The following is a 13,075-nucleotide window of genomic DNA, read 5'->3' on the forward strand; positions in this document are numbered from 1 at the left end:
AATTAGTGAATATAGTTGAATAATTAACTTATTAGTATATATAATTAGTTATAAGAAAAAGGAGGGTTTTTATGAAAAAGCATCCATTAGAATTATGGGGTCATTTAGTCGCCAGTAAAAAAGGACGCTGGTTATCGCTATTATTTTGGATTTTACTCGTTGCCGTCGTGTCGTTTAGTTGGCCACAAATTAATAGTATCGACAACGTATCGAGTGAAAATTTAAAAGAGAGTGAAATGTCGAAACAGGCAGCCAAACTCGTCGAGGAACAATTCCCGGATAATTCAGGCATCCCATTATTGCTTGTGTGGCATCGCGAAGATGGACTGACGCCACAAGATTTAACGAAAATTCAAGCGTTGTATAAAGAGTTGGATGACAAGCCTGTAGAGGCACAGTCACTTGTCCCACCCCTTTATAAAGCGCCGCCGCAAGCGTTGATGCAAAACGTTTCAGAAAATGGCTCAACGCTTGTAACACCGGTATTCTTTGAAAAGGGTGCGAATACCGATGCTTTTGAAAAAGGATTAAATAGCATTACGGAATTAGTGAAAGAGGATGTGTCCCTTACCGGTAAGTATGAGGGAAATGACGATTTAAACTTACGTTACACAGGTCCGGTAGCTATTTCAGTCGATGCGACAGGCTTATTCGCGAGTGCGGATGTCAAGCTGATGATTGCGACCGTGCTTTTAGTACTTGTGTTACTTATTTTAATTTACCGTTCGCCGTTATTAGCTGTTATTCCAATTATTGCAGTAGGACTTGCGTATGGTGTTATTAGCCCAACGCTTGGGTTTATGGCTGAGCAAGGTTGGATACAAAAAGATGCCCAGGCAGTGTCGATTATGACCGTACTGTTATTTGGTGCTGGGACCGACTACTGTTTATTTTTAATTTCTAAATATCGTGAAATGTTACTTGAAATTGAAGATAAAGGGGAAGCGATGGCACAGGCGCTTAAAGAATCTGGGGGCGCAATTTTAATGAGCGCCTTGACCGTTGTTGTCGGGCTTGCCACGCTTAGCTTAGCGAATTATGGTACATTTGACCGCTTTGCCGTGCCATTTAGTTTTGGCGTGTTCGTTATGGGCTTAACGGCGCTAATCGTCTTACCTGCGATGCTTGTGTTGATTGGCCGCGTCGCGTTTTGGCCGTTTATTCCGCGGACAGCAGAAATGGAAAAAACGCGTGCTATTAAGCGCAATAAACCAATTAAACAACATCGTCCACAACATAAATTTAGTCAAAAGGTTGGACAACTCGCCACAAGTAAGCCGCTGACGGTTATTTTAGTAACGGTGATTTTACTTGGCTCACTCGCTGCCTTTGCGCCAAAAATCAAATTTACGTTTGATATTTTATCATCCTTCCCGGCAGATATGACTTCACGCGAAGGGTATGCGTTAATTGAGGAAAATTTCTCGGCAGGGGAACTAGCGCCGGTACAAATTATCGTTGATACAGATGGGAAAGACATCGACCTGAAAGACGATTTAGCTGCGTTAAATTTTGCGGCAACGGTGACCGATAAACGCGTTGGTACAAAAGACAAGGCTATTGAGCTGTACGAAATGAATTTAAAAGATAATCCATATGCAGCGCAGTCATTAGAGAATATTCCTAAGATTAAAGACAAGGCAGTAGCGCTACTTGAAGATGCCGGTGTGAGCGATGCGAAAGATCGCGTATGGATTGGCGGCGAAACAGCGTCTCAATATGATGAAATGCAAGTCATTGAAGGTGATGAGAAGCTCATTATGCCCGTTATTATCGCGCTGATTGCCTTATTATTATTAGTATACTTGCACTCGATTACGGCAACGGTTTACTTAATCGCGACCGTTATTTTATCGTACTTTGCGGCACTTGGTCTCGGTTGGATTGTACTGCATTACGGTATGGGAATTGATGCAATTCAAGGCTCGATTCCGCTGTATACGTTTGTATTTTCAGTGGCACTTGGCGTCGATTACAACATCTTTATGGTGTCGGAAGTTTGGCAGCGCCGTAAGCATAAAAATTTAAAAACCGCTGTATCAGAAGGCGTGAAATATACCGGCAGTGTGATTACGTCTGCTGGTCTCATTTTAGCTGGAACCTTTGCGGTGCTTGCGACATTACCAATTCAAGTACTCGTACAATTTGGAATCATTACGGGGATTGGTGTGTTACTTGATACGTTTATCGTGCGTCCGCTACTCGTACCGGCACTTACAACAAAATTTGGACGACTCTCTTTCTGGCCAGGTAAGCTTTGGAAAAAGAAAGTAGATGAATAATGCGCATTGTGGTATCGTTGAATCGAATAGAGTAGAAGATATTTTTTAGGAGTGAAGCATGTTGAACAGTCAATCGTTATCCGTAAGAGAAGCCATTTTAGAGCGTCGTTCGGTTGGTGTATTTAATAAACAACCCGTTGATGCACAAGATATTTTAGATATTTTAAATGATGCTGTATGGGCACCAAACCATAAAAACCGTCAACCATGGCGCGTTATTCTTGGGGTTGGCGAAGGATTACCAAAAGTATTAGATGTCATCCGCGATGTGACCATTCCAAATTACGCGCAATTATCAGCAGAAGATGTTGCGCATAAAATGACGAAATTTTTAACACCGGGTGCCTATGCATTTGTCGTTGTACCGGAAGATTTACGTCAACATGAACGTACCGAAGATTTTGCGGCAGCGAGCTGCTTTATCCAAAACATCATGTTGCTGGCGTGGGATCGTGGTATCGGTTCCATTTGGAAAAACCCAACATGGTTAGATAGCCCGGAATTTACAGAAGCAATCGGTGCAAAACCAGGTGAACGCGTTATTGCGATGGTTCAACTAGGTTACTTCGATAAAATTCCTGCGAAAAAAACACGTAAACCAGCAGAAGAAATTGTCACATTTTTCGGCGAATAATAAAAAAAAGACGGTTGCCCGAACAGGCAGCCGTCTTTTTGTATGCATTAAATTTTTTCGATTGACGCAATTTCCGTTAAGTAATCCGATACGACGCGTAAGCCTTTATCGAAGTTTTCTAAATGGAAGTGCTCGTTTGGTGCGTGGAAGTTTTCAGTTGATAGCGCGAAGCCCATCATAATAACTGGCGCACCTAAAATTTCATCGAATGTTGAAACGATTGGAATCGAGCCACCTGAACGAATGAACGCTGTTTTTTGGTCATATTGTGTTTCGTAAGCGTGACCGGCAGCTTGGACGTATGGGTGATCGAATGGGGCGATAAATGGTTTCCCTTTATCAAATTCTGTGATGGCGATATCAACGCCTTCTGGTTGGTGTTTTTCGACATGAGCGCGCAGTAATGCAACGATGTCATGTGGGTCTTGGTTTGGTACAAGACGGCAAGTGATTTTGGCGCCAGCTTGTGCCGGAAGAACGGTTTTAACCCCTTCACCAGAGAAGCCGCCAAAGACGCCGTTAATTTCAAGTGTTGGACGCGCCCATGTTTGCTCTAGGTAAGAGAATCCTTGTTCGCCAAATAATGTTTTAACGCCCGCTTCTTGTTTCATTTGCTCTGCATCAAAGCCTAATTCAGCATATGCTGCACGCTCGTCGTCTGAGATTGGTAATACGTTGTCGTAGAAGCCTTCGACTGCGATATGACCGTTTTCATCATGGAATGACGCTAAAATGTCCGCTAACACGTGGATTGAGTTGTGGACACCACCGCCGTACATGCCTGAGTGAAGGTCACCTTTTGCGGTACGCACGTCGATTTGAATACCTGTTAAGCCGCGTAATGAGTAGACAACGGCTGGTTTGCCAGGTGCGTATAGAGACGTATCAGAGATTAAGACGACATCTGCTTTTAAGTAGTCTTTATGATCGGCGATAAATTGGTCTAAATGCACAGAGCCGATTTCTTCTTCGCCTTCAAAGATGACTTTAACGTTTACAGGAAGTTTTTCGTCTGATGCAAGCATCGCTTCTAACACTTTGACATGCATAAATACTTGGCCCTTATCATCTGAAGAACCGCGAGCATACATAATATTGTCGCGAATCTCAGGTTCAAATGGCATGCTGTCCCACAGTTCAACAGGGTCTACAGGTTGCACGTCATAGTGACCGTAGACAAGAACCGTTGGCGCGCCTTCTGCATGTAACCAGTCCGCTGTCACAACAGGGTGGCCCGCTGTATCGTGGATTGTCGCATTTTCCATACCAGCAGCTACTAACAGTTCTGATAGGTGATTCGCTGCTTTGTACATATCATCTTTATGTTCTGAAAGAGAGCTCACGCTTGGAATCGCTAAAAAAGCTGTCATTTCATCAAGATGACGTTCGCGATTTTCTGTAAAATATTGATTTAAATTTTCTAATTGAGTCACTGAAAATCCCTCGCTTTATTATTTTCTATTTGCACTACAAATTATATCATAGCAACAATTCGAAGTCTTTTAACGCGTATGATTTGCGAAAAGTGGTATAACAGAAGTAACAATAACAAAGGAGGACGTGCGATGGAGTTTGTGTTTTTAGCGGTGCTACTCACGCTATCGAGTTATTTTGCGGCAGCCGAAACCGCATTGACCGCGATTAATAAGATGAAAGTAAGACTGCGAGCTGCGAACGAATGCCCATATACGCATCGTTTAATTGAATGAGATGTGTTTTTTCTCCAATTCTTTTCGAAATACACTATCAACGAGACTTCGCAAATTCCAATATAACAATAGTTTTTGAGTGGTTAGCTCACACGAAAAAATATAATTAGCGAAATAATGCTATTTAATTAGAATATATTAGGTGAATTTTTAGTTAAATATTGACATACGTCTTTTTGTTAAGTAAACTTAACGAAAAGGAGATGGGATATGTATAAATGAAAAATATAATTGAAAATGAGCGAAAGAAATTGAATTTATCAAGGGAAGAATTAGCAAACTTGGTACAAGTTTCTCGACAAACGATCTATTTCTTAGAAACTAATAAATATAATCCTTCGCTTCAACTAGCTTATAAAATAGCTAAACAACTTAATAAACCAATCGAAGAACTATTTATTTTTGAAGATGAATAATTATAAAAAGAAAATGTACATTAATCATTATTAGAGTATTAAATTATTAACGTTTATATGGGGAGGAATTTAGTTGAATTTATTAGTTAAGGCAGATGAAAGAGAAGAGATGAATTTAAAGAAAGCTTCTTACTATGGCATGTTTACTTCATGGATGATGGCTGCGATTATAATGGTTGTATTGATAGCATTAGGTGAAAAAGTAGCCTTTTTTGCGGTGACTGCATTCTTCGTAGCGCAACAATTGATAGCGATTGTTTTGACAAATTTTTTGAATAAAAAAATTTATGATAGCTTCTCAATAATTATGATTTCAATGTTTATAATTGGATGTATTAGTCTAACAATAATTTCTGTAATAACTAGTCAAATATTTTATTTGTCAGGTATTATTCTTTTTGTTTTATTTGGTTTTTTAGGTATTAAAAGAATGTATAAATTGAATAATCTTTAAGGTGTATTTTCATTGTGCATCCTGAGGTTATTAAGCATAATTGACGATGAAATTCTTATAATTTTACGAACGTAGTGAGCATACATTAATTTGTAGTGGACGCATCGAAATCGAGCGGGTAAATGAGCTATTGCATGCGGAAATTCCACTCGACCACGATATTGTCGGTGGCTTAATGCTAGAAAAAATGCAGCGTGTGCCGCGACCGGGTGATGTATTTGAGGCGTATGGTTTAACATTTACGGTTAATAACATAGAAGGAACACATGTGACGAAGGTGACAATCGTGAAAGGTTCATAAGTGGGAAAAGAGCTTCTACAACGTGTAGAAGTTCTTTTTTGGCGATTTTCGGGGTACATTACATGAAAAAGTTCCAAACCTTACACGATTGTAAGGTAAATGAAAGTTAAGTCGATGGAGCGTAAGGTAAAACTTCGCGATAATAAGAATGTAAACAAACAACACATAACTTTAACGATACAGCTATTACAGCTATAAATAGACGAATAAAACTTTAGGAGGTTTAACGTTATGGAAACTTTACAAACAACATCACTTAATGAAGTATATGAGGAATACAATCGCTACATTTATCACTTGTGCTTAAAACTGACTCGCAACAAAGCAGAAGCAGAAGATTTAATGCAAGAAGTTTGGGTGAAAGTCGTACGCTACGAATCATATGTCGCACAAGTCGATCACTTAAAAGCTTGGTTAACAACAATTTGCATGAATACATTCCGCGACCGCTACCGCAAAAATGTACGTCGCAGCAAATATATGATGAACCAACCGGATACACTTGACGTACCCGTACTGGATTTAGTTCCAAACGATGACCTATCTACGGAGGAGTTAATCGAAAAGGAAGATGTCGCGAAAGTCGTACAAGAAAAAATCAGCCAATTAGACGGCATCTACAAAAATACATTGCTGTACTTCTACGTGCATCAGCTTTCTTTAATCGAAATCGCTGACATTATGAAAGTATCAATCGGTACCGTAAAATCACGCCTATTCCGCGCGAAAGCACGCCTAAAAGAAATGGTGTTATCAGACGAAGCGGCAGCATCAGCGATTATGGCCTAATTAAATAAGTGATGAATCGACTCGTTCAGATTCGAAAGGCAAATAAAGCTTCTGACAAGCGGCGACTAGCCGCGTAGGAAGAAGTGATTTGACCCGAGAATCTAGTCGATGAAACCGGATAACAATAAGTGATGAATCGACTCGTTCAGATTCGAAGGGCAAATAAAGCTTCTGACAAGTTTAGTGTACGTTAACCTAAAAATAGTAAATAACCTAGCGCCACAGGAAGCGCTAGTCATTATATAAGCTACTGTCGACCGAGAAGCGGTAGTAGCAATACGTTCATACATAGCACGCTGTCGTAAGCAGCCGTGCTAGTCAAAACTCATCAATTTAACATAGAAGAATCGAAATCCTTCTAAGAGCCGATTCATTGAAGTGGTCGGCCCCCCGAGGTTTATATAGCAAAAGAAGTTAGTCGAATACGGAACTGACCTAAAGAACTGAGACAACATAAAAAGAGAAAGACACTTTCAGGGTATAAAAACGTTGGAGGTGTTTTTTGATGGGCAAAAAACAAGTAGATTCGTATGAAGCGAAAATAAAAGCGATTGAAATGAAGTTCGCACAACTGCCCAAATTACGTGGAGAACTTCCCAAACCAAGACCGATAACGAACACCCCAACCGCCCTTTTTCAGAAGTATACCGAAACAACTACGAAGACGCGCAATCTCCAGAAACTTTACTTTTGTAAAATGCATAAAGATGAATTATAATTAGTTGTACAATATGTCGTACAATAAGGAGGCTGAATTTATGGAAGCCATTGCGTATTCTAATTTCCGCCAAAATTTACGTGGCTATATGAAACAAATCAACGAAGACTCAGATACATTCATTGTGACGACAAAAAATGTGGAAGATACGGTGGTTGTGATGTCAAAACGTGACTATGATGCCATGCAAGAAACATTACGCACGCTATCTAATTCGTATGTGATGGATAAAATTCGTCGCGGCGATGAACAATTTCAAGTAGGAAAAGGCACAGTACGTGAATTAATCGAGGCCGAAAATGATTAAAACATGGTCAGATGATGCTTGGTCAGATTATATGTATTGGCATGACCAAGGGGATAAAAGTACAATCAAAAAAATTAATCGCTTAATTAAAGATATTGACCGGAATCCATTTGAAGGAATCGGCAAGCCTGAACCATTAAAGTATGAGTTATCTGGCAAATGGTCGCGTCGAATAACAGATGAACATCGATTAATTTATCGTGTAGCGTACAATACCATTTATATTTACTCAGTGAAAGATCACTATTGAATCAGTCACTGTTTACAATTACGAAAAGCAGCTACGCAAGCAAATCGCGCAGCTGCTTTTTTTATGTTTAATAACTTATACATAATAAATCGAATAACATTCCCAAATGATTCATTGGTAACCAACACCTCCATTTAATTGAATGTGGGGTGTTTTTGTTGCATATAAAAAAACGTCACGCGAATTTCGCGTGACGTTTAGTGCATTTCTTCCCACACAAAAAGAAATGCGTCCACATGACTTTTAGGCTTGCAGGCATTTCATAAAAATGACTTGCAACGTTTTTAATTCATCAGCAGTTAGCATGCCAAACATGCGATTCACAAGTGTCTCGATATGTTCGTATGCCTCTTCTAATAGTTGTTTTCCTTCGGCCGTAATCTCTAGTTGAGAAGCACGGCGGTCGGATTGGTTTTGCGTTTTTTTAATATATTCAGCTTTTAATAGCTTGCTCGTCAAGACAGTTACGCCACCAGTTGTAACATGCAACGTTTCTGCTAAATCGGAAGGGCGTAGCGGACCTTTTGAATCAAGTAAATCCAATAATAAAATATGTGTTTTTGACAACCCTAAATTATTATGGCTATTCCATTCATTTGCCCACTTGCGTTCAATTGCAGCCGCTACTTCAAAAAGCGCTGTGATGCCATTATTGTGGCGATCTATCACTTTAATCATCTCCAAATTTTTTGACGTCTAGTAGTCGTTCGCAAGGCGTTGCATTTCAAATAATTCGAAAGCGCGTACTTTACGAGGGATGAAGCGGCGAATATCCATTTCGTTATAGCCAACTTGTAGACGTTTTGCATCTAAAAGAATCGGGCTACGAAGCATTTTTGGATGTTCTTTGACAATGCTATACAGTTCTTGAATTGATAATGTATTAATATCACAGTTCAAGTTTTTATAGTCTTTTGAGTTTGTTGAAATAATTTCATCTGTACCATCTTCAGTCATGCTCAAAATGGTTTTGAACTCAGATAATGATAGCGGATCCGATGTAATACGCTTTTCAGTGTAATCAATCCCGTTGTCACGCAACCATTGTAAGGCCTTTTTAGATGATGTGCAGCTTGTTTGTGTGTAAATTGTAACAGTCATGTAAATTCCTACTTTCGTTCGTTTAGTATACATATATCTTATCAGTAAGCTATCTATAAGTCAAACTGAATTTTGTGAATAAACGATGAATAATTGTGAAGAAAAGAGCATATTTATCGTAAATGCATGTTTAAAATTCTGTATTCATATATAGGACGTCTTTAAATGACACAGGTTGCAACCATACCTCTTTATGAAGGAATCCGTATGAATACCGTCATGATGGGATTCAGCGGACTATACCTATTTTGAAAGCGTTTTCTTTCACAAAATAGACAAAAAAATACGATCAAAGAATCGGAAATTTCTTTGGTTGTATTTTTTTTTAATGAATATCTTGTTTTTTAAAATTACCACCACTAATTTCCGACATATTACTAAACGCAAGGAATGCCGTAGGGTCAATTTCTTTTACAATCGATTTAAGTTTTGCCTCTTCTAGTCGGCTAATAACACAGAAAATGACTTGCTTTTCATCATTTGTATAGCCACCGCGACCGTTTAAATACGTGACACCGCGACCTAAGCGGTACATAATTTTTTCACCGAGTAAATCGGGTTTATCGCTAATAATCCAAATCGATTTCGTTTGATTAAAGCCTTCCGATACGAGGTCAATTGTTTTAAAGGCAATAAAATAGGCGATTAACGAATACATAGCGCGGTCAAGGCCGAACACAAAGCTCGCGCTACCTAAAATAAATAAGTTCATGAACAAAATGATTTGCCCAACTGAAAAAGGTGATTTTTTATTGAACGTGATGGCGAGTATTTCACTACCATCTAAACAACCACCTGCACGAATGGCAATGCCCACACCAATGCCGAGCATAATGCCACCAAGTACCGTTGCGAGTAGCGTATCGTTTGTAAAGGCACCGTAATGGGGAATGAATGTAGTCGCAAGCGATAAGACAACAATGCCGTATGTAACCGAAATAGCGAAACTTCTTCCGATTTGTTTGTAGCCAAAATAAAGAAATGGTACGTTTAAAATGAATAAAAAGAGGCCAAGTGAAAGGCCAGTCATGTGTGAAATCATCATGGCAATACCTGTGACACCACCATCAATGAGTTGATTGGGGATTAAGACATTTTCAAGGGCAATGGCCATAATCAGTGCTCCGATCGTAATGCCTAAGAAGTTTAATGCGATTTTTTTAAGCCCAGCTGTATGGCTGGGCGCTATACTGTCTGCTATGTCGTTCGTCAAAAAAACACCATCCTTATGTATTAGTTTACGCTCATTTGTCGAGAGACGCCATTTAAAGGCATTAAAAAAAGAGAATTACCATAAATGGCAATTCTCTCATGTATTATTGATGGCCAGTAGAGAACCATTCTGCTACGTCCCATACTTTCGTTACGAGACCTTCGTAAAATTCAGGTTCATGCGATACAAGAACGATTGTGCCTTTGTATTCTTTCATCGCACGTTTTAATTCTTCTTTTGCATCAATGTCCAAGTGGTTTGTCGGTTCATCAAATAGCATCCAGTTGGATTCATCCATCATCAGTTTACAAATACGAACTTTTGCTTGTTCGCCACCTGATAATTGGCTCATTGGGCGGCTAATATGCTCACTTTTTAGCCCTGTTTTCGCTAGTAATGAACGCACAGCTGCTTGTGTCAGGCTAGGGTAGGCATTCCAAATGACATCGATGGGCGTTTCTTTACCCGCTTTTACTTCTTGTTCGAAGTAAGATGGGAATAGGAAGTCACCACGCTCAACTTTACCGTCTAGTGCTGGGATTTTACCGAGCATTGTTTTAAGTAATGTTGATTTACCGACACCATTCATACCGACAAGGGCAATTTTTTCACCGCGCTCGATTTCAAATGTTAATGGTGGTAGTAATGGTTTGTCATAGCCGATGACTAAATCTTTTGCTTCGACAACATAGCGGCTTGAACTACGAGATTCTTCGAAGCGGAAGTTTGGTTTTGACGCCGTTTCAGGACGATCAATCATTTCCATACGGTCTAATTGTTTTTGACGTGATTTCGCACGACCTGTCGTTGAGAAACGCGCCTTATTTTTTTGGATAAATGTTTCTTGTTGCTTAATAAATTCTTGTTGTTTTTCATACGCATCGATATGTTGACGTTTATTAATTTCTGCCAGCTCTAAGAATTTTTCGTATGATGCTGTGTAGCGCGTTAATTTTGAAAACTCTAAGTGGAAAATAACGCCAACAACGTCATTCATAAATTCGACATCATGCGAGATTAATAAAAAGGCATGTGGATAATCTTTTAAGTAACTGCGCAACCAATCGATGTGCTCTTCATCTAAGTAGTTGGTCGGCTCATCAAGTAAGAGTACTTTTGGTTTTTCCAGCAACAGCTTCGCAAGTAAGAGTTTTGTACGTTGACCACCTGATAGGGCTGCTACGTCACGGTCAAGTCCGATAGCATCTAAACCAAGACCGCGCGCGATTTCTTCGACTTTCATATCTAATGTATAGAAGTCGCCAGCTTCAAGGGCATCTTGTACTTCAGCCATCTCTTCTAGCAACTTTTCTAATTCTTCTGGCGATGCATCGGCCATTTTTTCGGCGATGCTGTTTAATTGTTGTTCTTTTTCAAAAAGGATAGCGAATGCGTCATTTAATGTGTCGCGAATCGTTTTTCCTGGTGTTAAAACGGTATGTTGGTCTAAATAACCGAAATGTGTTTTTGGTAGCCATTCTACGCGGCCTTCGTCATGTACTGCTTGTCCTGTGATGATGCTCATTAATGTTGATTTACCAACGCCATTTGCGCCGACAAGTCCCACATGTTCACCTTCGACAATGCGGAATGATACGTCTTTAAATAATGTACGGTCCCCGAATGAGTGACCTAATTTATCTACTGTTAAAATAGCCATGTTGCTAAGTTTTCCTCCTATTATATGCAAAAACAAAACTCCGAAACGCCGAAGCATTTTGGAGCTGTGTTAACGTAAAAGTTATTGTAGTTCTTGAAGTTGCTTGTTTAATACTGCTAATTCATTTTCCATATCTGTCAGGCGTTGTTCAGCCATTGCTAGTTGATCGTGGTGCCCTGTTGATTCGATTTTTTCGATATCACCTTGTTGACGGATATAGTCGCTTTTTAATTCTAAAATTTGATATTCAATTTCTGCTTTTGTAGCCATTCGAAAAAGCTCCTTCTTTGCTTAGGTTGTCATTGCTGTTTATTGTAACATACGTTGAATTAATTCCGCATTACAATTGTTTCGAGTTCACAATACGGGCAGATTTTTAGTAAACTAAATAATGAAATGAACAGAACGGAGAGAATGTTATGCATACAATTGAACAAATTAACGACACACGCGATTTTATTTTAGGAAAAATCGACGTCAAACCACAACTAGGACTTATCCTCGGCTCAGGTCTTGGCACACTCGCAGATGATATTAAAAACGCTACGGTCATTCCTTATACAGCCATTCCAAACTTCGCAAAATCAGCCGCAATCGGTCACGCCAATGAGCTTGTTATCGGTGAATTAGAAGGTAAAGTTGTCGTTGCGATGAAAGGGCGCTTCCACTATTATGAAGGTTTTTCAATGGATGAAGTGACATTCCCTGTACGCGTGATGAGGGCATTAGGTATCGAAACGGTAATCGTCACAAATGCGTGCGGTGCAGTAAATACAAACTTTAAACCGGGGGATTTAATGTTAATTGACGACCACATTAATTTAACGGGTCAAAATCCATTAATCGGACCAAATAACGACGAGCTAGGTACGCGCTTCCCAGATATGTCGAACTTATACGACAAAGACTTGCGTCAGCTAGCATCCGATGTCGCGGCACAGCAAGGCTTTAGCTTACAATCTGGCGTCTATGCATGGTGGAGTGGCCCAACGTATGAAACGCCCGCTGAAATCCGTATGATTCGTACACTTGGTGCTGACGCAGTCGGGATGTCAACGGTGCCAGAAGCCATTGTCGCGCGTCACGGCCAAATGCGTGTACTAGGAATTTCATGCTTAACGAATATGGCAGCCGGTATTCTTGATCAACCATTAAATCACGCAGAAGTAATCGACGCTGCGGCACAAGTAAATAAAAAATTCACAGGGCTTATTAAAGGCGTCGTAGCAGCGCTCTAAGCA

At 39.8% G+C, this 13,075-nt stretch carries 16 protein-coding genes and 1 pseudogene; 11 read left to right on the forward strand and 6 right to left on the reverse strand.

The window, feature by feature from the left end; all coding sequences use genetic code 11:
* Positions 1-71 precede the first annotated feature (71 nt).
* Together V514_RS0100655 and V514_RS0100660 are read left to right on the forward strand one after the other, a co-directional pair.
* A complete protein-coding gene (locus tag V514_RS0100655) occupies positions 72-2,282 on the forward strand; it encodes an MMPL family transporter (protein WP_029497724.1) in 2,211 nt (736 codons plus the stop codon).
* Between the two features lie 61 nt (positions 2,283-2,343).
* A complete protein-coding gene (locus V514_RS0100660) occupies positions 2,344-2,916 on the forward strand; it encodes a nitroreductase family protein (RefSeq protein WP_029497725.1) in 573 nt (190 codons plus the stop codon).
* Between the two features lie 47 nt (positions 2,917-2,963).
* Here V514_RS0100660 and V514_RS0100665 read toward each other — a convergent pair whose 3' ends face one another.
* The gene (locus tag V514_RS0100665) at positions 2,964-4,349 is read right to left on the reverse strand and encodes a dipeptidase (protein ID WP_029497726.1); all 1,386 of its coding nucleotides are present in this window, start codon (positions 4,347-4,349) and stop codon (positions 2,964-2,966) included.
* Positions 4,350-4,481: 132 nt separating this feature from the next.
* Between V514_RS0100665 and V514_RS20505 the strand changes: the two genes are divergently transcribed.
* From V514_RS20505 to V514_RS0100705, 8 genes and pseudogenes are all read left to right on the forward strand, one after another.
* Positions 4,482-4,625: a hypothetical protein gene (locus tag V514_RS20505; protein ID WP_162531334.1), complete on the forward strand. Its 144-nt coding sequence runs from the start codon at positions 4,482-4,484 to the stop codon at positions 4,623-4,625.
* A 218-nt stretch (positions 4,626-4,843) separates the two neighbouring features.
* On the forward strand, positions 4,844-5,041 hold the full coding sequence (locus V514_RS0100675; protein WP_029497727.1) for a helix-turn-helix transcriptional regulator: 198 nt from the start codon (positions 4,844-4,846) through the stop codon (positions 5,039-5,041).
* A gap of 73 nt (positions 5,042-5,114) precedes the next feature.
* On the forward strand, positions 5,115-5,495 hold the full coding sequence (locus tag V514_RS0100680; protein WP_029497728.1) for a hypothetical protein: 381 nt from the start codon (positions 5,115-5,117) through the stop codon (positions 5,493-5,495).
* A gap of 79 nt (positions 5,496-5,574) precedes the next feature.
* A pseudogene (locus V514_RS19900) lies at positions 5,575-5,796 on the forward strand (transporter associated domain-containing protein); the annotation flags it as partial.
* A gap of 231 nt (positions 5,797-6,027) precedes the next feature.
* Positions 6,028-6,585, forward strand: a complete 558-nt coding sequence (locus V514_RS0100690) for an RNA polymerase sigma factor (protein ID WP_029497729.1) — start codon at positions 6,028-6,030, stop codon at positions 6,583-6,585.
* A gap of 505 nt (positions 6,586-7,090) precedes the next feature.
* Entirely contained in the window at positions 7,091-7,303 is a 213-nt protein-coding gene (locus tag V514_RS0100695; RefSeq protein WP_029497730.1) for a hypothetical protein, read from the forward strand.
* Positions 7,304-7,343: 40 nt separating this feature from the next.
* Complete coding sequence (locus tag V514_RS0100700) at positions 7,344-7,610, forward strand: type II toxin-antitoxin system Phd/YefM family antitoxin (protein WP_029497731.1); 267 nt, start codon at positions 7,344-7,346, stop codon at positions 7,608-7,610.
* Complete coding sequence (locus V514_RS0100705) at positions 7,603-7,860, forward strand: Txe/YoeB family addiction module toxin (protein ID WP_029497732.1); 258 nt, start codon at positions 7,603-7,605, stop codon at positions 7,858-7,860. The genes V514_RS0100700 and V514_RS0100705 overlap by 8 nt, the downstream gene beginning before the upstream one ends.
* Positions 7,861-8,103: 243 nt before the next feature.
* On the opposite strand, the gene V514_RS0100710 is transcribed toward V514_RS0100705, so the two are convergent.
* The 5 genes from V514_RS0100710 to V514_RS0100730 form a co-directional block, all read right to left on the reverse strand.
* Positions 8,104-8,529, reverse strand: a complete 426-nt coding sequence (locus tag V514_RS0100710) for a MarR family winged helix-turn-helix transcriptional regulator (protein ID WP_029497733.1) — start codon at positions 8,527-8,529, stop codon at positions 8,104-8,106.
* A gap of 27 nt (positions 8,530-8,556) precedes the next feature.
* Entirely contained in the window at positions 8,557-8,961 is a 405-nt protein-coding gene (gene spx, locus V514_RS0100715; protein ID WP_029497734.1) for a transcriptional regulator Spx, read from the reverse strand.
* Between the two features lie 325 nt (positions 8,962-9,286).
* Positions 9,287-10,174 carry a YitT family protein gene (locus V514_RS0100720; RefSeq protein ID WP_029497735.1) on the reverse strand — a complete coding sequence of 296 codons (888 nt, stop codon included), beginning with the start codon at positions 10,172-10,174 and terminating at the stop codon, positions 9,287-9,289.
* Between the two features lie 103 nt (positions 10,175-10,277).
* Positions 10,278-11,834: an ABC-F family ATP-binding cassette domain-containing protein gene (locus V514_RS0100725; protein WP_029497736.1), complete on the reverse strand. Its 1,557-nt coding sequence runs from the start codon at positions 11,832-11,834 to the stop codon at positions 10,278-10,280.
* 81 nt (positions 11,835-11,915) lie between these two features.
* Positions 11,916-12,104 (reverse strand): SE1832 family protein, encoded by a 189-nt coding sequence (locus tag V514_RS0100730; protein ID WP_029497737.1) that lies wholly within the window; start codon positions 12,102-12,104, stop codon positions 11,916-11,918.
* 149 nt (positions 12,105-12,253) lie between these two features.
* Here V514_RS0100730 and V514_RS0100735 point away from each other — a divergent pair, with 149 nt between their 5' ends.
* Positions 12,254-13,072 carry a purine-nucleoside phosphorylase gene (locus tag V514_RS0100735; RefSeq protein ID WP_029497738.1) on the forward strand — a complete coding sequence of 273 codons (819 nt, stop codon included), beginning with the start codon at positions 12,254-12,256 and terminating at the stop codon, positions 13,070-13,072.
* Positions 13,073-13,075 lie beyond the last annotated feature (3 nt).

It is taken from the genome of Kurthia huakuii LAM0618, from assembly GCF_000505545.1.
Taxonomy (GTDB): Bacteria; Bacillota; Bacilli; order Bacillales_A; family Planococcaceae; genus Kurthia; species Kurthia huakuii.

What these genes read in the sequence shown, in the direction of transcription:
- V514_RS0100700 (WP_029497731.1), top strand. Translation starts at nt 7,344, where the DNA reads ATGGAAGCCATTGCGTATTCTAATTTCCGCCAAAATTTACGTGGCTAT.
- V514_RS0100655 (WP_029497724.1), top strand. Translation starts at nt 72, where the DNA reads ATGAAAAAGCATCCATTAGAATTATGGGGTCATTTAGTCGCCAGTAAA.
- V514_RS0100725 (WP_029497736.1), bottom strand. Translation starts at nt 11,834, where the DNA reads ATGGCTATTTTAACAGTAGATAAATTAGGTCACTCATTCGGGGACCGT.
- V514_RS20505 (WP_162531334.1), top strand. Translation starts at nt 4,482, where the DNA reads ATGGAGTTTGTGTTTTTAGCGGTGCTACTCACGCTATCGAGTTATTTT.
- V514_RS0100735 (WP_029497738.1), top strand. Translation starts at nt 12,254, where the DNA reads ATGCATACAATTGAACAAATTAACGACACACGCGATTTTATTTTAGGA.
- spx (WP_029497734.1), bottom strand. Translation starts at nt 8,961, where the DNA reads ATGACTGTTACAATTTACACACAAACAAGCTGCACATCATCTAAAAAG.
- V514_RS0100690 (WP_029497729.1), top strand. Translation starts at nt 6,028, where the DNA reads ATGGAAACTTTACAAACAACATCACTTAATGAAGTATATGAGGAATAC.
- V514_RS0100675 (WP_029497727.1), top strand. Translation starts at nt 4,844, where the DNA reads ATGAAAAATATAATTGAAAATGAGCGAAAGAAATTGAATTTATCAAGG.
- V514_RS0100730 (WP_029497737.1), bottom strand. Translation starts at nt 12,104, where the DNA reads ATGGCTACAAAAGCAGAAATTGAATATCAAATTTTAGAATTAAAAAGC.
- V514_RS0100705 (WP_029497732.1), top strand. Translation starts at nt 7,603, where the DNA reads ATGATTAAAACATGGTCAGATGATGCTTGGTCAGATTATATGTATTGG.
- V514_RS0100695 (WP_029497730.1), top strand. Translation starts at nt 7,091, where the DNA reads ATGGGCAAAAAACAAGTAGATTCGTATGAAGCGAAAATAAAAGCGATT.